This window comes from Azorhizobium sp. AG788 (genome assembly GCF_004364705.1).
Taxonomy (GTDB): domain Bacteria; phylum Pseudomonadota; class Alphaproteobacteria; order Rhizobiales; family Xanthobacteraceae; genus Azorhizobium; species Azorhizobium caulinodans.
Genome location: NZ_SOBM01000002.1, coordinates 616,686 through 635,898 on the forward strand (window position 1 = coordinate 616,686; position 19,213 = coordinate 635,898).

30 protein-coding genes are annotated in these 19,213 nt (G+C 65.7%); all 30 read right to left on the reverse strand.

Annotation, left to right across the window (positions count from 1 at the left end; genetic code table 11):
* Nucleotides 1-25: 25 nt before the first annotated feature.
* Nucleotides 26-1,333 carry a replication-associated recombination protein A gene (locus DFO45_RS06930; protein ID WP_133864303.1) on the reverse strand — a complete coding sequence of 436 codons (1,308 nt, stop codon included), beginning with the start codon at nucleotides 1,331-1,333 and terminating at the stop codon, nucleotides 26-28.
* 108 nt (nucleotides 1,334-1,441) lie between these two features.
* Nucleotides 1,442-2,920, reverse strand: coding sequence for a Do family serine endopeptidase (locus DFO45_RS06935; RefSeq protein WP_133864304.1), 1,479 nt, complete (start codon nucleotides 2,918-2,920; stop codon nucleotides 1,442-1,444).
* Nucleotides 2,921-3,064: 144 nt separating this feature from the next.
* On the reverse strand, nucleotides 3,065-3,484 hold the full coding sequence (gene rplQ / locus DFO45_RS06940) for a 50S ribosomal protein L17 (protein ID WP_012171055.1): 420 nt from the start codon (nucleotides 3,482-3,484) through the stop codon (nucleotides 3,065-3,067).
* Nucleotides 3,485-3,558: 74 nt separating this feature from the next.
* On the reverse strand, nucleotides 3,559-4,575 hold the full coding sequence (locus tag DFO45_RS06945) for a DNA-directed RNA polymerase subunit alpha (RefSeq protein ID WP_043880303.1): 1,017 nt from the start codon (nucleotides 4,573-4,575) through the stop codon (nucleotides 3,559-3,561).
* Between the two features lie 148 nt (nucleotides 4,576-4,723).
* Nucleotides 4,724-5,113, reverse strand: coding sequence for a 30S ribosomal protein S11 (gene rpsK, locus DFO45_RS06950; protein WP_012171057.1), 390 nt, complete (start codon nucleotides 5,111-5,113; stop codon nucleotides 4,724-4,726).
* A 126-nt stretch (nucleotides 5,114-5,239) separates the two neighbouring features.
* The gene (rpsM, locus tag DFO45_RS06955; RefSeq protein ID WP_043879322.1) at nucleotides 5,240-5,608 is read right to left on the reverse strand and encodes a 30S ribosomal protein S13; all 369 of its coding nucleotides are present in this window, start codon (nucleotides 5,606-5,608) and stop codon (nucleotides 5,240-5,242) included.
* A 218-nt stretch (nucleotides 5,609-5,826) separates the two neighbouring features.
* Nucleotides 5,827-6,411 carry an adenylate kinase gene (locus DFO45_RS06960; RefSeq protein ID WP_133864305.1) on the reverse strand — a complete coding sequence of 195 codons (585 nt, stop codon included), beginning with the start codon at nucleotides 6,409-6,411 and terminating at the stop codon, nucleotides 5,827-5,829.
* The gene (secY, locus tag DFO45_RS06965) at nucleotides 6,408-7,742 is read right to left on the reverse strand and encodes a preprotein translocase subunit SecY (protein ID WP_012171060.1); all 1,335 of its coding nucleotides are present in this window, start codon (nucleotides 7,740-7,742) and stop codon (nucleotides 6,408-6,410) included. The genes DFO45_RS06960 and secY overlap by 4 nt, the downstream gene beginning before the upstream one ends.
* Nucleotides 7,743-8,116: 374 nt before the next feature.
* Complete coding sequence (gene rplO / locus DFO45_RS06970; protein WP_043879323.1) at nucleotides 8,117-8,599, reverse strand: 50S ribosomal protein L15; 483 nt, start codon at nucleotides 8,597-8,599, stop codon at nucleotides 8,117-8,119.
* 11 nt (nucleotides 8,600-8,610) lie between these two features.
* Entirely contained in the window at nucleotides 8,611-8,811 is a 201-nt protein-coding gene (gene rpmD, locus DFO45_RS06975; RefSeq protein WP_012171062.1) for a 50S ribosomal protein L30, read from the reverse strand.
* 28 nt (nucleotides 8,812-8,839) lie between these two features.
* Nucleotides 8,840-9,397, reverse strand: a complete 558-nt coding sequence (rpsE, locus tag DFO45_RS06980) for a 30S ribosomal protein S5 (protein WP_012171063.1) — start codon at nucleotides 9,395-9,397, stop codon at nucleotides 8,840-8,842.
* 17 nt (nucleotides 9,398-9,414) lie between these two features.
* Nucleotides 9,415-9,777, reverse strand: coding sequence for a 50S ribosomal protein L18 (gene rplR, locus DFO45_RS06985; protein ID WP_012171064.1), 363 nt, complete (start codon nucleotides 9,775-9,777; stop codon nucleotides 9,415-9,417).
* A gap of 12 nt (nucleotides 9,778-9,789) precedes the next feature.
* Nucleotides 9,790-10,323 (reverse strand): 50S ribosomal protein L6, encoded by a 534-nt coding sequence (gene rplF, locus DFO45_RS06990; protein WP_012171065.1) that lies wholly within the window; start codon nucleotides 10,321-10,323, stop codon nucleotides 9,790-9,792.
* 19 nt (nucleotides 10,324-10,342) lie between these two features.
* The gene (gene rpsH, locus DFO45_RS06995) at nucleotides 10,343-10,741 is read right to left on the reverse strand and encodes a 30S ribosomal protein S8 (protein WP_012171066.1); all 399 of its coding nucleotides are present in this window, start codon (nucleotides 10,739-10,741) and stop codon (nucleotides 10,343-10,345) included.
* A gap of 10 nt (nucleotides 10,742-10,751) precedes the next feature.
* Entirely contained in the window at nucleotides 10,752-11,057 is a 306-nt protein-coding gene (gene rpsN, locus DFO45_RS07000) for a 30S ribosomal protein S14 (RefSeq protein ID WP_043879324.1), read from the reverse strand.
* A gap of 125 nt (nucleotides 11,058-11,182) precedes the next feature.
* Complete coding sequence (rplE, locus tag DFO45_RS07005; RefSeq protein WP_012171068.1) at nucleotides 11,183-11,740, reverse strand: 50S ribosomal protein L5; 558 nt, start codon at nucleotides 11,738-11,740, stop codon at nucleotides 11,183-11,185.
* Nucleotides 11,733-12,050 (reverse strand): 50S ribosomal protein L24, encoded by a 318-nt coding sequence (gene rplX, locus DFO45_RS07010; protein ID WP_043879325.1) that lies wholly within the window; start codon nucleotides 12,048-12,050, stop codon nucleotides 11,733-11,735. The genes rplE and rplX overlap by 8 nt, the downstream gene beginning before the upstream one ends.
* Nucleotides 12,050-12,418: a 50S ribosomal protein L14 gene (gene rplN / locus DFO45_RS07015; RefSeq protein ID WP_018390610.1), complete on the reverse strand. Its 369-nt coding sequence runs from the start codon at nucleotides 12,416-12,418 to the stop codon at nucleotides 12,050-12,052. Before rplN ends, rplX begins: the two co-directional genes overlap by 1 nt.
* A gap of 308 nt (nucleotides 12,419-12,726) precedes the next feature.
* Nucleotides 12,727-12,975 (reverse strand): 30S ribosomal protein S17, encoded by a 249-nt coding sequence (gene rpsQ / locus DFO45_RS07020; RefSeq protein WP_012171071.1) that lies wholly within the window; start codon nucleotides 12,973-12,975, stop codon nucleotides 12,727-12,729.
* A 9-nt stretch (nucleotides 12,976-12,984) separates the two neighbouring features.
* Nucleotides 12,985-13,191: a 50S ribosomal protein L29 gene (gene rpmC, locus DFO45_RS07025; protein ID WP_043879326.1), complete on the reverse strand. Its 207-nt coding sequence runs from the start codon at nucleotides 13,189-13,191 to the stop codon at nucleotides 12,985-12,987.
* Nucleotides 13,192-13,202: 11 nt separating this feature from the next.
* Nucleotides 13,203-13,616, reverse strand: coding sequence for a 50S ribosomal protein L16 (gene rplP / locus DFO45_RS07030; RefSeq protein WP_012171073.1), 414 nt, complete (start codon nucleotides 13,614-13,616; stop codon nucleotides 13,203-13,205).
* A gap of 28 nt (nucleotides 13,617-13,644) precedes the next feature.
* A complete protein-coding gene (gene rpsC, locus DFO45_RS07035; RefSeq protein ID WP_012171074.1) occupies nucleotides 13,645-14,391 on the reverse strand; it encodes a 30S ribosomal protein S3 in 747 nt (248 codons plus the stop codon).
* The gene (gene rplV, locus DFO45_RS07040; protein WP_012171075.1) at nucleotides 14,391-14,771 is read right to left on the reverse strand and encodes a 50S ribosomal protein L22; all 381 of its coding nucleotides are present in this window, start codon (nucleotides 14,769-14,771) and stop codon (nucleotides 14,391-14,393) included. The genes rpsC and rplV overlap by 1 nt, the downstream gene beginning before the upstream one ends.
* A gap of 6 nt (nucleotides 14,772-14,777) precedes the next feature.
* Nucleotides 14,778-15,056 (reverse strand): 30S ribosomal protein S19, encoded by a 279-nt coding sequence (gene rpsS / locus DFO45_RS07045; protein ID WP_012171076.1) that lies wholly within the window; start codon nucleotides 15,054-15,056, stop codon nucleotides 14,778-14,780.
* An 11-nt stretch (nucleotides 15,057-15,067) separates the two neighbouring features.
* Nucleotides 15,068-15,901 carry a 50S ribosomal protein L2 gene (gene rplB, locus DFO45_RS07050; protein ID WP_133864306.1) on the reverse strand — a complete coding sequence of 278 codons (834 nt, stop codon included), beginning with the start codon at nucleotides 15,899-15,901 and terminating at the stop codon, nucleotides 15,068-15,070.
* A 22-nt stretch (nucleotides 15,902-15,923) separates the two neighbouring features.
* Nucleotides 15,924-16,232, reverse strand: a complete 309-nt coding sequence (locus tag DFO45_RS07055; protein ID WP_012171078.1) for a 50S ribosomal protein L23 — start codon at nucleotides 16,230-16,232, stop codon at nucleotides 15,924-15,926.
* Nucleotides 16,229-16,849: a 50S ribosomal protein L4 gene (rplD, locus tag DFO45_RS07060; RefSeq protein WP_043879327.1), complete on the reverse strand. Its 621-nt coding sequence runs from the start codon at nucleotides 16,847-16,849 to the stop codon at nucleotides 16,229-16,231. Before rplD ends, DFO45_RS07055 begins: the two co-directional genes overlap by 4 nt.
* A complete protein-coding gene (gene rplC / locus DFO45_RS07065) occupies nucleotides 16,849-17,574 on the reverse strand; it encodes a 50S ribosomal protein L3 (protein ID WP_133864307.1) in 726 nt (241 codons plus the stop codon). The genes rplD and rplC overlap by 1 nt, the downstream gene beginning before the upstream one ends.
* A 22-nt stretch (nucleotides 17,575-17,596) precedes the next feature.
* Nucleotides 17,597-17,905 (reverse strand): 30S ribosomal protein S10, encoded by a 309-nt coding sequence (rpsJ, locus tag DFO45_RS07070; RefSeq protein ID WP_012113701.1) that lies wholly within the window; start codon nucleotides 17,903-17,905, stop codon nucleotides 17,597-17,599.
* Nucleotides 17,906-17,971: 66 nt separating this feature from the next.
* On the reverse strand, nucleotides 17,972-19,165 hold the full coding sequence (gene tuf / locus DFO45_RS07075) for an elongation factor Tu (RefSeq protein ID WP_012169411.1): 1,194 nt from the start codon (nucleotides 19,163-19,165) through the stop codon (nucleotides 17,972-17,974).
* Between the last annotated feature and the right edge of the window lie 48 nt (nucleotides 19,166-19,213).

A 19,213-nucleotide genomic window follows, 5' to 3' on the forward strand; every position in this document is an offset into this window, starting at 1 on the left:
CTTTCGGCCTCAAGGCACCCGCCCCTCAGTCGAAGGCCCGGTCCGCCTTCAGGCGGGCCCAATAGTCGAGGCGCTTCTTCACCTCGCGCTCGAAGCCGCGCTCATTGGGCTGGTAGAGGTCCGGGCGATGGTCGCCCGCGAGCTCGTCGGGGAAGAATTCCTGCCCCGCATAGGCGTCGGGATAATCGTGATCGTAGCGATAGCCCGCGTGGTAACCGAGTTCCTTCATGAGCTTGGTCGGCGCATTCAGGATGTGCTTGGGCGGGGCGAGCGACCCTGTCTTCTGCGCCAGCGCCAAGGCTGCATTGAAGGCGGAATAGGCGGCGTTGGATTTCGGCGCGGTCGCCACATAGGCGATGGCCTGCGCCATGAAGAGGCGACCTTCCGGCCAGCCGACGCGCTCGAAGGCGGTCCAGGCGGCGATCACCTGTGGCATAGCCTGCGGATCAGCCATGCCGACATCCTCGGAGGCGCAGCAGGCAAGCCGGCGGAAGATGGTGCCCGGGTCCTCGCCGCCGGTCATCATGCGCGCGGCCCAGTACATCGCCGCATTCACATCCGAACCGCGCAGGCTTTTGTGGAAGCAGGAGAGCAGGTTGTAATGCTCCTCCTGCGCCTTGTCGTAAACGGGCGCGCGCTTCTGCACCGTCTGGGCGAGGGCCTCCAGATCGAGGTCCGGCCCCGGCGGGAGGGTGAGGAGCTCCTCCACGAGGCCCAGCAGATAGCGCCCGTCGCCGTCCGCCATCTCGGTCAGCGCCTCGCGGGCCTGCGCGTCCAGCGGCAGGCGGCGGCCGGCATGGGCTTCCGCCCGCTCCAGCAGGCGGCCGAGATCCGCCTTCTCCAGCCGGCGCAGCGTATAGACCTTGGCCCGCGACAGCAGCGCGGCCACCATGGAGAAGCTCGGGTTTTCCGTGGTGGCGCCGATCAGAACGATGGTGCCGTCCTCCACATGGGGGAGCAGCGCATCCTGTGTGGTGCGGTTGAAGCGATGCAGTTCGTCCACGAACACCGCCGTCTGGCGCCCCGAGCCCGTGCGCAACTGCCGGGCGGTCTCCACCACCTTGCGCAGATCGGCGACACCCGAGAGCACGGCGGAGAGCTGCACGAACTCGAAGCCGAGCCCGCGCGCGACGAGGCGGGCGATGGTGGTCTTACCCGAGCCGGGCGGCCCCCAGAGGATGAAGGAAGAGAGCCGCTTGCCTTTCACCATCCGCCCGATGGGACCCTCCGGGCCGAGCAGATGCTCCTGCCCGATCACATCCTCCAGCCGCTGCGGGCGCAGCACCTCGGCCAGTGGACGCGGGGCAGCCTCCTCGAACAGCGACAGGGTCATCAGGTGTCTCCGGGGGTCCGCGCATCACGCGGACAAGGGCCGCCGGCAACCGGCGGCCCTTGATAGATGGTGTTTCGTGTCCCGCCCGCCAGCCGGCGGGCATGCGACTCAGCCGCCGAGAACCGCAGTGATGGTGCGCCCGCCGCGCGCCACCGTCACCTTCCAGGCGCGGGACGGGGTGCGGGTGGCCGCCACCAGATCCTTGGTGCGTTCGATGCGGCCGCCATTCACCTCGAGGATGATGTCGCCCGCCCGGAAGCCCGCCGCATCGGCGGGCGAGCCGTCCGCCACCTCCGAGATCACGACCACGCCCTCGTCCACATCGAGGCGCAGTTCGTCAGCGACGGCCGGGGAGACATTGAGGACCCGCGCGCCGGCAAAGGGCGAGCGCGAGGAGATCACCACCTCGTCCCGCGGCACGCTCTCCGGCGGGGGCTCCAGCGTCACCACCAGGGTCTGGTCGCGGCCCTGACGGACGATACCGAGATTGGCCTTGCCGCCGAGCGGGCGGGTGCCCCAGCGATAGTTCAGGGACTCGGGATCATCGATCGGCTGTCCCTCGACGGCGACGATGAGGTCGCCCGTCTTCAGGCCGGCGCGGGCGGCCGGGCCATCCGTGGCCACGGACTGGACGAGCGCTCCCGTCGGCCGCTGCAGGCCGAGGCTGTCGGCGATCTCCGGCGTCACGCGCTGGAGCTTGGCGCCGAGCCAGGGCCGGCGCACGGTCTTGCCGCCGGCCTTGGCCGAGGCGACCACCACCTTCACCATATTGGCGGGGATGGCGAAGCCGATGCCATGCGAGCCGCCCGAGCGCGAATAGATGGCGCTGTTGATGCCCACGAGGCGCCCGTCCATGTCCACGAGGGCGCCGCCGGAGTTGCCGGGATTGATGGCGGCATCCGTCTGGATGAAGAACTGATAGTCGGACACACCCACCTGCGTGCGGGCGAGCGCAGAGACGATGCCCTGCGTCACCGTCTGGCCGACGCCGAAGGGATCGCCGATGGCAAGCACGAGATCGCCGACCGCGAGTTCATCCGAATTGCCGATCTCCAGCGAGGAGAATTTGGCCCCCTCCCCCTTGATGCGCAGCACGGCAAGGTCCGTGCGCTGGTCGGAGAGGAGCACCTCGGCGTCGAACTCACGCTTGTCATTGAGGGCGATGCGGATCTGGTCCGCGCCCTGGATCACGTGCTGGTTGGTAACCACGAGGCCGCTGGGATCGACGATCACGCCCGAGCCGAGCGAACGCTGCACCCGCTCGGGCGCGCCGAGCCCGCCGCCTCCAGGGCCGCCGCCGAAGAAGCGCCGGAAGAAGGGGTCATCGATGAAGGGATTGGTGCGCTGGGCGATCTTCAGCGCATAGACATTGACGACCGCCGGCGCTGTGCGCGCCACCACGGGCGCGAAACTCATCTTCATCGCCGCGGCCGAGGACGGAACGACGGTTCCCGCCTGGGCATGCGCCGACGCCCCGGCGGGGGCCTGCCGTTCGACCTGCTGCGCCACGGCGACCGAAAGACCGGCAACGACGAGGCCGCCCGCCAGAACCGCTCCCACCCAGGACCGCACGCCGGCAAAACCCATGGTCTGTCACCCTCGCTGAAGTCGTCGCGCGCCGGCCCGGACGAGTCGGCACGCTTTCGTGCTGATTAAACGAAAGAAGGGCGACCGTGAGGCCGCCCTTCCAGAAACGTTGCACTGCGACGCGGGATCCCCCGCGTGCGCAAATCAGGCCGCGACGGCCTCGGCCGCCTCGGCGCGGGCACGATCGGCGGCGCCCTTGGCGTCCACGTCACGGTCCACGAACTCGATCACGGCGACCGGGGTCGAGTCGCCATAACGGAAGCCGGCCTTGATGATGCGGGTGTAGCCGCCCGGACGACCTTCATAGCGCTTGGCCAGCACGTCGAAGAGCTTCTTCACGACGTTGAGGTCGCGCAGCTCAGCGATGGCCTGGCGGCGGGCGTGCAGGTCGCCACGGCGGGCGAGCGTCACGAGCTTCTCGACGACCGGACGCAGATCCTTCGCCTTCGGCAGGGTGGTGACGATCTGCTCGTGGGTGATGAGCGCACCGGCGAGGTTGGCGAACATCGCCTTGCGATGCTCCGCGGTGCGGTTGAACTTGCGGTGAACCTTGCCGTGACGCATGACGGCGAACTCCTAAATGCCTCCGGCGTTTCGAGCCGAGATTGGTTAAGCGACTCGAGCCGCGGGGTGAATGGTCAGTAGTGGTCTTCGAAGCGCTTCGCGAGCTCTTCGATGTTCTCCGGCGGCCAGCCCGGCACTTCCATGCCGAGGTGCAGGCCCATGGAGGCCAGCACTTCCTTGATCTCATTGAGCGACTTGCGGCCGAAATTCGGCGTACGGAGCATCTCCGTCTCGCTCTTCTGGATCAGGTCGCCGATGTAGACGATGTTGTCGTTCTTCAGGCAGTTCGCCGAACGCACCGACAGTTCGAGCTCGTCCACCTTCTTCAGGAGCGCCGGGTTGAAGGGCAGTTCCTGGATGGCAGCGGTCTCGCTCTCGCGCTTGGGCTCCTCGAAGTTCACGAAGATCTCAAGCTGGTCCTGCAGGATGCGGGCCGCATAGGCGAGCGCGTCCTCGGCGGACACCGAGCCGTCGGTCTCGATCTGCATGGTCAGCTTGTCATAGTCGAGGATCTGACCCTCACGGGTGTTCTCGACCTTGTAGGAGACCTTGCGGACCGGCGAGTAGAGGCTGTCGATCGGGATGAGGCCGATCGGAGCATCCTCGGGACGGTTGCGTTCGGCGGGGACGTAGCCCTTGCCGGTGTCGACGGTGAATTCCATGCGCAGTTCCGCGCCCTCGTCCAGCGTGCAGAGCACGAGGTGGGGGTTCAGGATCTGGATGTCGCCCACGGTCTGGATGTCGCCGGCGACGAGGACGCCGGGACCGTTCTTCTTCGCCACGAGACGCTTGGGGCCATCGCCCTGCATCTTGATGGCGATGTCCTTGATGTTGAGGATGATGTCGGTGACGTCCTCACGCACGCCCGGAATGGACGAGAACTCGTGCAGCACGCCATCGATGTGCACCGACGTCACCGCCGCGCCCTGAAGGGACGACAGCAGGATCCGGCGCAGCGAATTGCCGAGCGTCATGCCGAAGCCGCGCTCCAGCGGCTCGGCCACGACGGTGGCGAGGCGCTTGGGATCGGCGCCGGCAGTCACCTGCAGCTTCTCGGGCTTGATCAGCTCTTGCCAGTTCTTCTGAATCACTTGCGTCACCTTGCCTTCTCGCCGGGCGGCGGCACTCGATCAACCGAACGGAAACCCCGCTGGTCCTGTGCGGCGCCGGCCCGCCCCGCTCGCCGGGGATGAACCGAGCAGAGGCCCGGCGGGAAGATCCCGCGGGCCATTGGCACGCTCAGACGCGCCGGCGCTTGCGCGGACGGCAGCCGTTGTGCGGGATCGGCGTCACGTCACGGATCGAAGTGACCAGGAAACCGGCGGCCTGCAGCGCGCGCAGGGCCGATTCACGGCCCGAACCGGGACCGGAGACTTCCACTTCCAGGGTGCGCATGCCGTGCTCGGCCGCCTTGCGGGCCGCATCCTCGGCCGCGAGCTGCGCGGCGTACGGGGTGGACTTGCGCGAACCCTTGAAGCCCATGGCACCGGCGGACGACCAGGAGATGGTGTTCCCCTGCGCATCGGTGATGGTGATCATGGTGTTGTTGAACGACGCATTCACATGCGCAACGCCCGAGGCGATGTTCTTGCGCTCGCGGCGCTTAACGCGTGCTGCTTCCTTAGCCATCTCGTCTTCGATCCTTCAGGCGCGCCCGTAGCTCCAGGCGCTCGGGATGGGCACCCTTTCGGGCACCCGGGATAAAAGGAAAGGCCGGAGCCCGGCCTTTCCCTCAAACTAATGCGATCGCGGCGATCACTTCTTCTTGCCGGCGATCGGCTTGGCCGGACCCTTGCGGGTGCGGGCATTTGTGTGGGTGCGCTGGCCGCGGACCGGGAGGCCGCGACGGTGACGCAGGCCGCGGTAGCAGCCCAGGTCCATCAGACGCTTGATGTTCATCGCCACTTCGCGGCGCAGATCGCCTTCCACGATGTAGTCGCGGTCGATGGTCTCACGGATCTGCAGCACTTCCGCGTCGGTGAGCTGGTTCACGCGACGCTCGGCCGCGATGCCGACCTTCTCCACGATCTCTTCGGCCTTCTTCGGGCCGATGCCGTGAATGTACTGGAGCGCGATGACGACGCGCTTGTTGGTCGGGATGTTAACGCCTGCAATACGAGCCACTGCTCTCTCCATCTCAGCCACCCCGGCGGGGCGGCGGAAAGCTCCGCGTCCGGTGGAGGCCGGCCCTTGCGGAGACAACAACAATCCGTGCGAGTCGCGCCTCATGCGAGGGCGACACGCACGGATCTCGAAAAGGAAGGAGCGCCATTACGCGCTTTTCCGGATTCTGTCAACGCCCCGCAACGCCTCCAGGCGCTGTCACGGAGCGCGAGGGACGCTCAGGCCGTCTCGAGAATCGAGTCGATAGCCTGCGTCACCTTCTCGATCGGCGCCATGCCGTCGATCTGCTGAAGCTGGCCTCGGGCCGAATAATAGGGCGCCACGACCGCGGTATCGCGGTTGTAGGCCTCAAGGCGGGTCTTGAAGACCTCCGGATCGTCATCCTTGCGCACCGGCTCGCCCTTGGCCTTGGCCTCGGCAGCGCGGTTGAGGATGCGATCGAGGAGCTTGGCCTGATCCACCTTCAGCTCGATGACGGCATCGAGCTTGAGGCCCTTGTCCGTCAGCAGCCTGTCGAGGGCGTCCGCCTGCGCGACCGTGCGCGGGAAGCCGTCGAGAATGAAGCCCTTGCGGGCATCCGGCTGATCGAGCCGCTCGGCGATGATGCCGATGACGATCTCGTCCGAGACGAGGCCGCCCGATTCCATCACCGCCTTGGCCTTGAGGCCCACCGGCGTGCCGGCGGCGACCGCCGCCCGCAGCATGTCGCCGGTGGAGAGCTGGACGATCCCGTGACGCTGGACGAGACGCAGCGCCTGCGTGCCCTTTCCGGCACCGGGAGGACCAAGCAGTACCAACCTCATTTCCGTTTCCCCCCGCGCAGCTTGGACTTCTTGACCAAGCCCTCATATTGATGCGCCAGCAGATGTCCCTGGATCTGCGAGACCGTATCCATGGTCACGCTCACCACGATCAGCAGCGACGTTCCGCCAAAATAGAACGGCACGGCGGCGTAGGAAATCAGCACTTCGGGGAAGAGACAGACCGCCGCGATGTAGGCTGCGCCCACCACCGTGATCCGGGTCAGCACATAGTCGATATATTCCGCGGTGCGCTCGCCGGGGCGGATGCCGGGAATGAAGCCGCCGTGCTTCTTCAGATTGTCGGCCGTCTCCACCGGATTGAACACGATGGCGGTGTAGAAGAAGCAAAAGAACACGATCAGCAGCACATACAGCAGCATGTACAGCGGACGGCCGTGACCCAGCAGGGCCGTGACCTGATTCAGCCACTCGGGACCCGCGCCCTGCAGGAAGCTGGCGATCGTGGTGGGGATCAGCAGCAGCGAGGAGGCGAAGATGGGCGGAATGACGCCCGACGTATTCAGCTTGAGCGGCAGATGCGAGGACTGGCCCTCATAGAGCCGGTTGCCGACCTGGCGCTTGGGATACTGGATCAGAAGCCGGCGCTGGGCGCGCTCCATGAACACGATGAAGGCGATGAGGCAGACCACCATCACCAGCACGCCGAGAATGATCGGCGTGGAGATGGCGCCCTGACGGCCCAGTTCCAGCGTGCGGACGAAGGCGCCCGGCAGTTCGGCGACGATGCCACCGAAGATGATGAGCGAGGTGCCGTTGCCGATGCCGCGCGAAGTGATCTGCTCGCCCAGCCACATCATGAACATGGTGCCGCCGGTGAGCGTGATCACCGTGGAGATGCGGAAGAACCAGCCCGGATCCATGACGACGCCGGTGGAGCGCTCCAGACCGACGGCGATGCCATAGGCCTGGAACACCGCCAGAACGACGGTCAGATAGCGGGTGTACTGGTTGATCTTCTTGCGGCCCGCCTCGCCTTCCTTCTTCAGCGCCTCGAGCGTCGGGGAGACGGTCGTCAGCAACTGCACGATGATGGAGGCCGAGATGTACGGCATGATGTTCAGGGCGAAGATCGCCATGCGCTCCACGGCGCCGCCCGAGAACATGTTGAAGAGGCCGATGATCCCCTGCTGGGCGCCGCGGAACACGTCCTGCAGCGCATCGGGGTTGATGCCGGGAAGCGGGATATATGTCCCGAGCCGGAAGACGATGAGCGCGCCGAGGGTGAACCAGATGCGCTTCTTCAGCTCCTCGGCCTTGCCGAGGGAACCGAAATTCAGATTTGCCGCGAGTTGTTCGGCCGCCGAGACCATGCCTTGCTCCGCTTCCGCCGCCGCACCGGGAGGCGGGCTATAGATGAGAGGCGCGTGTGAGCCGCGAAAGACCCCCGGAGCATCGGCCGCACGGAAAGCGGCGTCAAACCGGGAAATCGTAAGCAGCCCAGGTCGGCCGCGAATCCTCTTCCCCGACGGTCATAACCGGCTTTGTCCGGCCCATCCATAGCCGCTTTGCCGCGCAGGTGCCCTCCCCGCGCTCGCGCACCGACTGGAACAGGCCCTGCCGCAGGTCGCGGCACGGGGCACGCGACACAGGAACCGAACGGCGCTCAGGACCAGCGGACCGCACCCGAGCCCACAAACACAGAACGGCCCCGGATCGCTCCGGGGCCGGTCCAATACGCGAGGCTTCAGACCGCTTCCGCGGCTTCCGCCTTGACCGACACCTTCACGGAGCCGCCGAGCTTCTCGACCGCCTCGGTCGCGGACTTCGTGGCATAAGCCACGTCCAGCGCAACCTTGGCCTTGAGCTCGCCGCTGCCGAGAACGCGCACGCCATCCTTGGCGCGGCGCAGGACGCCGGACGCCACGAGGGCGGCCTCCGTCACCGGAGCGGACGCGTCCAGCTTGCCGGCGTCGATGGCGGCCTGAATGCGGCCGAGCGACACTTCGTTGAAGTCGAGCGCGAAGATGTTGTGGAAGCCACGCTTCGGCAGACGCCGATGCAGAGGCATCTGACCACCTTCAAAGCCCTTGATGGCGACGCCGGTACGGGCCTTCTGACCCTTGACGCCGCGACCAGCGGTCTTGCCCTTGCCGGAGCCGATGCCCCGGCCGACGCGCATGCGCTTCTTGCGCGCGCCGTCGTTGTCCCTGATTTCGTCGAGCTTCATCTCGCTTCCCCTCACTCGTCCGCGACGACGCGGACGAGATGCTGGACCTTCGCGATCATGCCGCGCACGGCCGGAGTATCCTGGAGGGTGGAGCGACGGTGCCGCTTGTTCAGCCCGAGGCCCACCAGCGTCGCGCGCTGGTCGCCCGGACGGCGGATCGGCGAACCGATCTGCTCCACGGTGACGGTCTTGGTTTCAGACGCCTTAGCCATGGCGTTATCCTTTCAGATGCGGCCGGGCTCAGTCGGTCGCTTCGGCGTCTTCGACGCGGCGGCGGGACTGGAGCTGGGAAACCTTGAGACCACGACGGGCCGCGACGGAGCGCGGGCTGTCCTGGTTGGTCAGGGCGTCGAAAGTGGCACGAACCATGTTGTAGGGGTTGGAAGACCCGAAGGACTTCGCCACCACGTCATGGACGCCGAGGGTCTCGAACACGGCGCGCATCGGACCACCGGCGATGATGCCGGTACCCGCAGGCGCAGCGCGCAGGATGACCTTGCCGGCGCCGTGGTGACCATGCACGTCGTGGTGCAGGGTCCGGCCTTCGCGCAGCGGCACGCGGATCAGCGCACGCTTGGCGCTTTCCGTGGCCTTGCGGATCGCTTCCGGCACCTCACGGGCCTTGCCGTGGCCGAAGCCCACGCGGCCCTTCTGGTCACCGACGATGACCAGGGCGGCGAAACCGAAGCGCCGGCCGCCCTTCACAACCTTGGCAACACGGTTGATGTGGACAAGCTTGTCCACGAACGTGTTGTCACGATCCTCGCGCTCTGCGCGGTGTTCCCGATCACGGGCCATATCGCTGCGTCCTCGCGTCAGAACTGAAGGCCGCCTTCGCGGGCGCCCTCAGCGAGCGCCTTGACGCGCCCATGATAGATGTAAGCGCCACGGTCGAAGACGACCGCGGTCACGCCCTTGGCAGTGGCCCGCTCAGCGACCAGCTTGCCGATGGCCTTGGCGGCCTCGACGTCAGCGCCGGTCTTGAGCGAGGAACGCAGGTCCTTCTCGAGGCTCGAGGCGGCGACCAAGGTCTCGCCCTTCGCGTCATCGATGATCTGCGCGTAGATATGCTTCGAGGTGCGGTGCACGGACAGGCGCGGACGCCCGTTGGCCGCGGCGCGGATCGCGCGACGCACCTTGGCCTTGCGGCGCTCAAGCGCCTCCAGATCTCTAGCCATGGTTCGCCTCCGTCACTTCTTCTTGCCTTCCTTGCGGAAGATGAATTCGCCAGCGTACTTGACGCCCTTGCCCTTGTAAGGCTCGGGGCCGCGGAACTCACGGATCTCAGCGGCGACCTGACCGACCTGCTGCTTGTTGATGCCGGTCACAACCAGCTCGGTCGGCTTGGGAGCCGCGATCTGGATGCCTTCCGGGATCGGGTAGATCACGTCATGGCTGTAGCCGAGGGAAAGCTGCAGGTTCTTGCCCGCAACCGCCGCCTTGTAGCCGACGCCGTTGATCTCGAGCTTCTTCTCGAAGCCCTTGGTCACGCCTTCGACCAGGTTCGCCACCAGCGTGCGGGACATGCCCCACATGGACTTGTGACGCGGAGTTTCGCCGCGCATGGCGATCTTCAGCTCGCCGCCTTCCAGCGACGCCTGAATCTCTTCCACGAGCACCACTTCGAGGGCGCCCTTGGGGCCCTTCACCTTGACCGTCTGACCGTCCACGCTGGCAGTGACGCCGGCGGGAATGGCGACGGGATGCTTGCCGATCTTCGACATTTCTCTCTCCGCCGCTCGATCAGAACACGGTGCAGAGCACTTCGCCGCCGACATTCTTGTCGCGGGCGTCGTGATCCGCCATCACGCCCTGGGGCGTGGACAGCACGGCAATGCCGAGGCCGTTGGCAACACGCGGCAGCGCCTTCACGGAGGCGTAGACGCGGCGGCCGGGCTTGGACACGCGGGTGATCTCGCGGATCACCGGCTGGCCGTCGAAGTACTTGAGCTCGATCTCGAACTCGGTACGGCCGTTGCCATGGTCGGTGGTGGTGTAGCCGCGGATGTAACCCTCGTCGCGGAGGACATCCAGGAGGCTGGCGCGCAGACGCGAACCCGGCGTGGACGTCTTGTCCTTGCGGCGCATCTGGGCGTTGCGGATGCGGGTGATCAGATCGCCGATAGGATCATTGATGGACATCGGCCTCTCCTCACCAGCTCGACTTCACCAGGCCCGGAACCAGGCCCTGGGAACCGAGTTCGCGCAGCGCGACACGGCTCATCTTCAGCTTGCGATAGAACGCACGGGGACGGCCGGTGACTTCGCACCGGTTGCGCACGCGGATCTTCGCGGAATTGCGCGGCATCTGCGCGAGCTTGAGGGTCGCGGCAAAGCGCTCCTCGATCGGCAGGGTCTTGTCGTTCACGATCGCCTTCAGACTTGCGCGCTTCGCCGCCTTGCTCTGGGAGAGCTTGCGGCGACGCTCGTTCGTCTCGATCGCGCTCTTTTTCGCCATGTCTTGCTCCTGTTCTCCGCGTCTGAGGTGCGTCACCGCATCCCCACTGCCGGAAAATCAAAACCCGTCACATAGATGAAAGGGTTCGGCGCCCGGCCATGCCGGACGCCGATCCTTCTATACTGTCACTGGCGGAAGGGGAAGTTGAAGGCGCGCAGCAGAGCCCGCGCCTCGTCGTCCGTCTTCGCCGTCGTGCACACGATGATGTCCATGCCCCAGATCTGCTCGACCTGGTCATAGTTGATCTCGGGGAACACGATGTGCTCCTTCATGCCCATGGCGTAGTTGCCACGGCCGTCGAAGCTCTTCGGGTTCAGGCCGCGGAAGTCGCGGACGCGCGGCAGCGCGACCGTGATGAGGCGGTCCATGAATTCGTACATGCGCGCCTGGCGAAGGGTCACCTTCGCGCCAACCGGCTGGTTCTCGCGCAGCTTGAAGTTCGAGATCGCCTTGCGGGCCCGCGTCAGCACCGGCTTCTGGCCGGCAATGCGCGCGAGGTCAGCGGCGGCCGTCGTCACCTTCTTGGTGTCGGCGGTGGCTTCGCCCACGCCCATGTTGATGACGATCTTCTCGATGACCGGCACCTGCATGGGGTTCTTGTAGCCGAACTCTTCGATCAGCTTGGGGCGCACCACGGAATCGTAGTGGGTGCGCAGCCGCGGGGTATAAGTCGCCTCAGCCATCGATCCTCTCCCCGGAACGCTTGGCCACGCGGACCTTGCGCCCGTCGTCCAGCACCTCGAAACCGACGCGGGTGGGCTTGCCATCCTTGGGGTCGGCAACCGCGATGTTCGAGAGGTGGATGGGAGCCTCCTTGGAGATGATCCCGCCCTCCGACTGCGCGGTCTGGCGCTGATGACGCTTCACAACGTTGACGCCGCGGACGAGCGCACGCTCTTCCTTCGGCAGCACCTGGAGCACCTCGCCCGTGCGACCCTTGTCGCGGCCGGCGAGGACGACGACCTTGTCGCCCTTCTTGATCTTCGCGGCCATCACAGCACCTCCGGCGCCAGCGAGATGATCTTCATGTGGTTCTTCGCGCGCAGCTCGCGCGGAACCGGCCCGAAGATACGGGTCCCGACGGGTTCCTTGTTATTGTTGATCAGCACGGCCGCATTGCGGTCGAAGCGGATCACGGAACCGTCGACGCGACGGATGTCCTTGGCCGTGCGAACCACGACCGCCTTCATCACATCGCCCTTCTTCACGCGACCGCGCGGAATGGCTTCCTTGACCGACACAACGATGATGTCGCCCACGTGAGCATACTTCCGCTTCGAGCCGCCCAGCACCTTGATGCACATGACGCGACGCGCACCGGAATTGTCCGCCACGTCGAGATTGGTCTGCATCTGGATCATGACGCACCTGCTCTCGTCATCCAGCGCCGCCGATTTAACGGCATTGCTCGTCCACACTGCCGTGCCCGCTCATCGGAACACGGTTGCCGCCGCGATGCGGTCTCCACTCGATCCGGACCTCCTGAACGGGAGGCACGAATGCGACGGACCCAGCACCGGAGCGTTGTCCTGAAACGCGAATGGGACGGCTGGAACAGTTGCTGTTGCCGGCTACCCAGTGAATCGCGCCCCACTCCATAAACAGAGACGGCTTCACCGTCCATAGGAATCGCACAGGCGGTTCCCATGAACGGCCGCTTCTGTCGGTATCAGACCTCGGCGCGCTTCTCGCCCTGGACCACGATCCAGTTCTTCAGCTTCGACAGAGGCCGATGCTCCTCGATCCAGACGGTATCGCCGATGGACCAGGTGTTGGCCTCGTCATGGGCGTGATACTTCTTGGACCGACGAACGGTCTTCTTCAGCAGCGGATGGGTGAAGCGACGCTCCACCCGGACCACTACGGTCTTGTCCTGCTTGTCGCTCACCACGACGCCCTGGAGCACGCGCTTCGGCATCGCTCACCCTCACTTCACGTTGGCAGCAGCGACGCGCTTGGCGTTCTGCACCGTCTTGATCCGGGCGATGTCGCGACGGATCTCCTTGGAGCGCGCCGTGTTTTCCATCTGGCCGGTGGCCTTCTGGAAACGCAGGTTGAACTGCTCCTTCTTCAGCTTCAGCAGCTCATCGGCGAGCTGATCGGGGCTGAGGGCCCGAACGTCCTCGGCTTTCATGAGCCTCTCCCTCACTCGGCGATGCGCTGAATGAAGCGCGTCTTGATCGGCAGCTTGGCGGCGGCGAGCGTCAGCGCTTCACGGGCGAGGTCGACCGGCACGCCGTCGATCTCGAACATGATGCGGCCAGGCTTGACCTTGGCCGCCCAATATTCCGGGGCGCCCTTGCCCTTACCCATACGAACTTCGGTGGGCTTGGAGGTGACGGGCACGTCCGGGAAGACGCGGATCCACACCCGGCCCGCACGCTTCATGTGACGGGTGAGCGCGCGACGCGCGGCTTCGATCTGGCGGGCGGTGACACGCTCGGGCTCAAGAGCCTTGAGACCGAACTCACCGAAATTCAGTTCCGTACCGCCCTTCGCGACGCCGTGGATACGGCCCTTGAACTGCTTGCGGAACTTCGTGCGCTTGGGTTGCAGCATGGCTTAATCGCCTTCCTTTTGCAGCCGGTCACGCGGCGCTGTCGCGGTCGCGATCGCGGTCACGATCACGGTCACGACGCGGCGGACGACCGCTGGACGGGCCTTCGCTCTCCGCGGTCATGCGCTTGTCCACGGCCATCGGATCGTGCTCGAGGATCTCGCCCTTGAAGATCCACACCTTGACACCGCAGGTGCCGTAGGTGGTGAAGGCGGTCGCCGTGCCATAATCCACGTCCGCACGCAAGGTGTGCAGCGGAACGCGGCCCTCGCGGTACCACTCCAGACGCGCGATCTCGGCGCCGCCGAGACGGCCGGAGCAGTTGATGCGGATGCCTTCGGCGCCGAGACGCATGGCCGACTGCACGGCCCGCTTCATGGCGCGACGGAAAGCCACGCGGCGCTCCAGCTGCTGGGCGATCGACTCGGCCACCAGGCGCGCATCGATTTCCGGCTTGCGGATCTCCACGATGTTGATGAAGACCTCCGACTTGGTCATGTCGGCGACCTTCTTGCGCAGCTTGTCGATGTCCGCGCCCTTCTTGCCGATGACCACGCCCGGACGCGCCGAGTAGATGGTCACGCGGCACTTCTTGTGCGGACGCTCGATCACCACCTTGGACACCGCGGCCTGCTTCAGCTGCTTCAGCAGCATCTGGCGGATCTTGATGTCCTCGTGGAGCAGCGTGCCGTAGTCGCCCTTATTGGCGAACCAGCGGCTGTCCCAGGTGCGGTTGATGCCGAGCCGCAGCCCGACCGGATTGACCTTTTGACCCATCAGGCCCGCTCCTCGACTTCCCGCACCACGATGGTGATGTGGGAGAAGGGCTTCTCGATGCGCGAGGCGCGACCACGCGCACGCGGCGAGAACCGCTTCATGACCAAACCCTTGCCCACGTGCGCCTCGGCGACGATCAGATCGTCCACGTCGAGGTCGTGGTTGTTCTCGGCGTTCGCGATGGCGCTCTCGAGGCACTTCTTCACGTCACGCGCAATGCGCTTGCGGGAGAACTCGAGATCCGCCAGGGCGGTGGACACCTTCTTGCCGCGGATCAGGCCCGCGACAAGGTTGAGCTTCTGGGGCGACACGCGCAGGTTGCGCGCAACAGCCTTGGCTTCGTTGTCCGCGAGAGCGCGGGGAGTTGCCTGCTTACCCATGGCTGATCACCGCCGCTTCGACTTCTTGTCGGCCGCATGCCCGTAGTAGGTACGGGTCGGCGAGAACTCGCCGAACTTATGGCCGACCATGTCCTCCGAAACGTAAACGGGAACGTGCTTCGCCCCGTTATACACACCGAAGGTAAGGCCAACGAACTGGGGAAGGATCGTGGAGCGACGGCTCCAGATCTTGATGGTCTCGTTGCGACCCGAAGCGCGCGCCGCATCTGCCTTCTTGAGCAGATAGCCGTCGACGAACGGGCCTTTCCAGATAGATCTCGACATAGGTTAGGCCCTCACTTCTTCCGCTTGTGACGGCTCGTGACAATGAACTTGTCGGTCGCCTTGTTCGAGCGGGTCTTCATGCCCTTCGTGGGCTTGCCCCACGGGGTGACAGGATGACGGCCACCAGACGTGCGGCCTTCACCGCCGCCGTGCGGATGGTCGACCGGGTTCATGGTCACGCCGCGGTTATGCGGCTTGACGCCCAGCCAGCGGCTGCGCCCGGCCTTGCCGAGCGAGGTGTTCATGTGGTCCGGGTTGGAGACCGCGCCGACCGTGGCATAGCAGGCGCCGTGGATGAGGCGCTGCTCGCCGGAGTTCAGGCGAACGATCACATAGCCCTGGTCGCGGCCAACGATCTGAGCGTAGGAGCCGGCGGAGCGGGCGATCTGGCCGCCCTTGCCGATCTTCATCTCGACGTTGTGCACGATGGTGCCGACCGGCAGGTTCGACAGCGGAGCCGCGTTGCCGGGCTTCACGTCCACCTGCTCGCCCGCAATCACCTTGTCGCCGACGGCCAGGCGCTGCGGCGCCAGGATGTAGGCGAGCTCGCCGTCCTCATACTTGATGAGGGCGATGAAGGCGGTGCGGTTCGGATCGTACTCCAGACGCGCCACGGTGGCGGACACGTCGCGCTTGGCGCGCTTGAAGTCCACCAGACGGTAGGTCTGCTTGTGACCGCCGCCACGGAAGCGGACCGTGATGCGGCCGTTGTTGTTGCGGCCGCCCGAGGAGCTCTTGCCCTCGGTCAGCGTCTTCACCGGCTTGCCCTTGTAGAGGCCGGAGCGGTCCACGATCACGAGCTGGCGAAGGCCCGGCGTGACCGGCTTGAAATGCTTCAGCGCCATGGTCTTAGTTCCGTTCCTTCACTCACAGGCCCGTGGTGATGTCGATCCGCTGGCCCTCTTCGAGGGTCACCACGGCCTTCTTGACATCGCTCTGGACGCCCTTGCGGCCGCGGAAGATCTTCACCTTGCCCTTGCGGACCAGCGTGTTCACGCTCTTGACCTTCACGTCGAACAGCTTCTCCACGGCCTCCTTGATCTGAGGCTTGGTGGCGTCGGCGGCGACGTTGAAGACCACCTTGTTCTGCTCGCTCTGCGCCGTCGCCTTCTCGGTGATGACGGGGGAGCGGATCACGTCGTAATGACGCGGCTCGATGTTGGCCTGCGGGCTCATTTGAAGCGCGCCTCCAGCGCGTCCACGGCGGCCCGGGTCAGAACCAGGGTGTCGCGCCGCAGAATGTCGTACACGTTGATGCCCTGCACAGGCAGCACGTCCACGGAAGCGAGGTTGCGGGCCGCAAGAGCGAAATTGGTCGCCACCTGCTCGCCGTCCACCACCAGCACCGAAGCGATGCCGAGCTTCTCGAAACGCTCCTTCAGAGCCTTGGTCTTGGCGTCCGTCAGGGTCGCGGCGTCGAGCACGATGATCTGCTCGGCCTTGGCCTTGGAGGACAGCGCATGCTTGAGGGCAAGCGCGCGGACCTTCTTGGGAAGGTCGAAAGCGTGCGAGCGCACCACCGGCCCGAAGGCCCGGCCGCCGCCGCGGAACTGCGGAGCGGAGGCAGCGCCGTGACGGGCGTTGCCGGTGCCCTTCTGCTTGTAGAGCTTCTTGGACGTGCGGTTGATCTCCGAACGGCCCTTGGTGCGGTGCGTGCCGGCCTGGCGACGGGCGAGCTGCCACGTCACCATGCGGTGCAGGATGTCCGCGCGGGGCTCGAGACCGAAGATGGCGTCCGAAAGCTGGATCGAACCGGCTTCAGCGCCGTCGAGCGTCTTGACGGTGAGTTCCATCACGCGCCCTCCTCGTTGGTGGCTTCGGCCGCGGCAGCGCCAGCGGTCTCGCGCAGCTTGAACGCGCCGGGCTTGGGCGCTTCGCTCGGGAGGCGCTTCTTCACCGCGTCGCGGACCATGATCCAGCCGCCGGCGTGACCGGGAACGGCGCCTTCCACGGCGATGAGGCCGCGCTCGACGTCGGTCATCACGACCTTCAGGTTCTGGGTGGTGACGGTGACGTCACCCATGTGGCCGGGCATCTTCTTGTTCTTGAAGGTCTTGCCCGGATCCTGGCGACCACCGGTCGAACCGATGGAGCGGTGGGAGATCGACACGCCGTGCGAGGCGCGCAGACCGCCGAAGTTGTGCCGCTTCATGCCGCCGGCAAAACCCTTACCGATCGTGGTGCCGGTGACGTCCACATACTGGCCCACGACGAAGTGGTCAGCCGTGATCTCGGCGCCGACCGGGATCAGAGCGTCGGCGTCCACGCGGAATTCCGCGAGCTTGCGCTTGGGCTCGACCTCGGCCCGGGCGAACTGCCCGCGCTCGGCCTTGTTGGTGTTCTTCGGCTTGCGCTTGCCAGCACCGAGCTGGACCGCGACGTAACCGTTCTTGTCGAGCGTGCGGTGGGCGACCACCTGGCAGCTCTCAACTTTCAGCACAGTGACCGGCAAATGCTCGCCCGCATCCGTGAAGATGCGTGTCATGCCGAGTTTCTGGGCGATGACGCCTGACCGCATGGTCGTGTCTCCTCGCCTCACGTCAGAGCTTGATTTCGACGTCGACGCCAGCGGCGAGGTCGAGCTTCATCAGCGCGTCCACGGTCTGGGGAGTCGGATCGACGATATCGAGCAACCGCTTGTGAGTACGCATCTCAAACTGCTCGCGCGACTTCTTATCGATGTGCGGAGAGCGATTGACGGTGAACTTCTCGATCCGCGTCGGCAGCGGAATCGGGCCGCGCACCTGCGCGCCAGTGCGCTTGGCCGTGGCGACGATCTCGCGGGTCGACGCATCGAGGATGCGGTGATCGAACGCCTTAAGGCGGATCCGAATGTTCTGGCCGTTCATGGCTCAAGGGCTCCAAGAAAAAGAGGGACGCGCCGCGCTGGCGGCGCGGCCCCGTTTCTTATTGTTTCACTCGATGATGGAGGCGACGACGCCGGCGCCGACGGTGCGGCCGCCCTCACGGATGGCGAAGCGGAGCTTCTCTTCCATCGCGATCGGGACGATCAGCTGCACGTCCACCGAGATGTTGTCGCCCGGCATCACCATCTCGGTGCCTTCGGGCAGCGTCACCACGCCGGTCACGTCCGTCGTGCGGAAGTAGAACTGCGGGCGGTAGTTGGTGAAGAACGGCGTGTGACGGCCGCCCTCTTCCTTCGTCAGGATGTAGGCTTCGGCCTTGAACTTGGTGTGCGGCTTCACCGAACCCGGCTTGCACACCACCTGGCCACGCTCCACGTCCTCGCGCTTCGTGCCGCGCAGCAGCACGCCGACGTTGTCGCCGGCCTGGCCCTGGTCGAGCAGCTTGCGGAACATCTCGATGCCGGTGACGGTGGTCTTCACCGTCGGACGGATGCCGACGATCTCGACTTCGTCGCCCACCTTCACGATGCCGCGCTCGACACGGCCGGTCACCACGGTGCCGCGGCCGGAGATCGAGAACACGTCTTCGATCGGCATCAGGAAGGGCTGGTCAACCGGACGCTCCGGCTGCGGGATGTACTTGTCCACCTCGGCCATCAGCTTCAGGATGGCTTCGGCGCCGAGCTCGGGAGACTTGTTCTCGAGCGCGCACAGGGCAGAGCCGCGCACGATCGGGATGTCGTCGCCGGGGAAGTCGTACTTGGACAGAAGCTCGCGGACCTCGAGCTCGACCAGCTCAAGAAGCTCCGGATCATCGACCATGTCGCACTTGTTCAGGAACACCACCAGAGCCGGCACGCCGACCTGACGGGCGAGCAGGATGTGCTCGCGGGTCTGCGGCATCGGGCCGTCGGCGGCGGACACCACCAGGATCGCGCCGTCCATCTGCGCCGCGCCGGTGATCATGTTCTTCACATAGTCGGCGTGGCCGGGGCAGTCCACGTGCGCATAGTGGCGGTTCTGCGTCTCGTACTCGACGTGCGCCGTCGAGATCGTGATGCCGCGCGCCTTCTCTTCCGGCGCCTTGTCGATCTGGTCGTAGGCGGTGAAGGTCGCGCCACCCGACGTCTCGGCGAGCACCTTCGTGATCGCGGCCGTCAGAGAGGTCTTGCCGTGGTCAACGTGGCCGATGGTGCCAATGTTGCAGTGCGGCTTGTTACGTTCAAACTTAGCTTTGGCCATGGGACTCTCCGTTGGGTCTCTCTGGCGGTGATTTCTTGCGAAAACGAT

Excerpts from the sequence above, each read along its gene's own strand:
- rplD (WP_043879327.1), bottom strand. The coding sequence starts at position 16,849 with ATGGAACTCACCGTCAAGACGCTCGACGGCGCTGAAGCCGGTTCGATC.
- DFO45_RS06960 (WP_133864305.1), bottom strand. The coding sequence starts at position 6,411 with ATGAGGTTGGTACTGCTTGGTCCTCCCGGTGCCGGAAAGGGCACGCAG.
- rpsS (WP_012171076.1), bottom strand. The coding sequence starts at position 15,056 with ATGTCGAGATCTATCTGGAAAGGCCCGTTCGTCGACGGCTATCTGCTC.
- rplV (WP_012171075.1), bottom strand. The coding sequence starts at position 14,771 with ATGGGTAAGCAGGCAACTCCCCGCGCTCTCGCGGACAACGAAGCCAAG.
- rpsN (WP_043879324.1), bottom strand. The coding sequence starts at position 11,057 with ATGGCGAAAAAGAGCGCGATCGAGACGAACGAGCGTCGCCGCAAGCTC.
- rplB (WP_133864306.1), bottom strand. The coding sequence starts at position 15,901 with ATGGCGCTGAAGCATTTCAAGCCGGTCACGCCGGGCCTTCGCCAGCTC.
- DFO45_RS07055 (WP_012171078.1), bottom strand. The coding sequence starts at position 16,232 with ATGAGCCCGCAGGCCAACATCGAGCCGCGTCATTACGACGTGATCCGC.
- rpsQ (WP_012171071.1), bottom strand. The coding sequence starts at position 12,975 with ATGCCGAAGCGCGTGCTCCAGGGCGTCGTGGTGAGCGACAAGCAGGAC.
- DFO45_RS06930 (WP_133864303.1), bottom strand. The coding sequence starts at position 1,333 with ATGACCCTGTCGCTGTTCGAGGAGGCTGCCCCGCGTCCACTGGCCGAG.
- rpsE (WP_012171063.1), bottom strand. The coding sequence starts at position 9,397 with ATGGCCCGTGATCGGGAACACCGCGCAGAGCGCGAGGATCGTGACAAC.
- rpsJ (WP_012113701.1), bottom strand. The coding sequence starts at position 17,905 with ATGAACGGCCAGAACATTCGGATCCGCCTTAAGGCGTTCGATCACCGC.
- rplN (WP_018390610.1), bottom strand. The coding sequence starts at position 12,418 with ATGATCCAGATGCAGACCAATCTCGACGTGGCGGACAATTCCGGTGCG.
- rpsH (WP_012171066.1), bottom strand. The coding sequence starts at position 10,741 with ATGTCCATCAATGATCCTATCGGCGATCTGATCACCCGCATCCGCAAC.
- rplX (WP_043879325.1), bottom strand. The coding sequence starts at position 12,050 with ATGGCCGCGAAGATCAAGAAGGGCGACAAGGTCGTCGTCCTCGCCGGC.
- rplP (WP_012171073.1), bottom strand. The coding sequence starts at position 13,616 with ATGCTGCAACCCAAGCGCACGAAGTTCCGCAAGCAGTTCAAGGGCCGT.
- rplC (WP_133864307.1), bottom strand. The coding sequence starts at position 17,574 with ATGCGGTCAGGCGTCATCGCCCAGAAACTCGGCATGACACGCATCTTC.
- secY (WP_012171060.1), bottom strand. The coding sequence starts at position 7,742 with ATGGTCTCGGCGGCCGAACAACTCGCGGCAAATCTGAATTTCGGTTCC.
- rplR (WP_012171064.1), bottom strand. The coding sequence starts at position 9,777 with ATGGCTAGAGATCTGGAGGCGCTTGAGCGCCGCAAGGCCAAGGTGCGT.
- rplF (WP_012171065.1), bottom strand. The coding sequence starts at position 10,323 with ATGTCGAAGATCGGCAAGCATCCCGTCGCCATTCCCGCCGGCGTCACT.
- tuf (WP_012169411.1), bottom strand. The coding sequence starts at position 19,165 with ATGGCCAAAGCTAAGTTTGAACGTAACAAGCCGCACTGCAACATTGGC.
- rplO (WP_043879323.1), bottom strand. The coding sequence starts at position 8,599 with ATGAAGCTCGACGAAATCAGGGACAACGACGGCGCGCGCAAGAAGCGC.
- rplE (WP_012171068.1), bottom strand. The coding sequence starts at position 11,740 with ATGGCTGAGGCGACTTATACCCCGCGGCTGCGCACCCACTACGATTCC.
- DFO45_RS06935 (WP_133864304.1), bottom strand. The coding sequence starts at position 2,920 with ATGGGTTTTGCCGGCGTGCGGTCCTGGGTGGGAGCGGTTCTGGCGGGC.
- rpmD (WP_012171062.1), bottom strand. The coding sequence starts at position 8,811 with ATGGCTAAGGCGTCTGAAACCAAGACCGTCACCGTGGAGCAGATCGGT.
- rpmC (WP_043879326.1), bottom strand. The coding sequence starts at position 13,191 with ATGAAAGCCGAGGACGTTCGGGCCCTCAGCCCCGATCAGCTCGCCGAT.
- rpsC (WP_012171074.1), bottom strand. The coding sequence starts at position 14,391 with ATGGGTCAAAAGGTCAATCCGGTCGGGCTGCGGCTCGGCATCAACCGC.
- rplQ (WP_012171055.1), bottom strand. The coding sequence starts at position 3,484 with ATGCGTCACGGCAAGGTTCACCGCAAGTTCAACCGCACCGCGGAGCAT.
- rpsK (WP_012171057.1), bottom strand. The coding sequence starts at position 5,113 with ATGGCTAAGGAAGCAGCACGCGTTAAGCGCCGCGAGCGCAAGAACATC.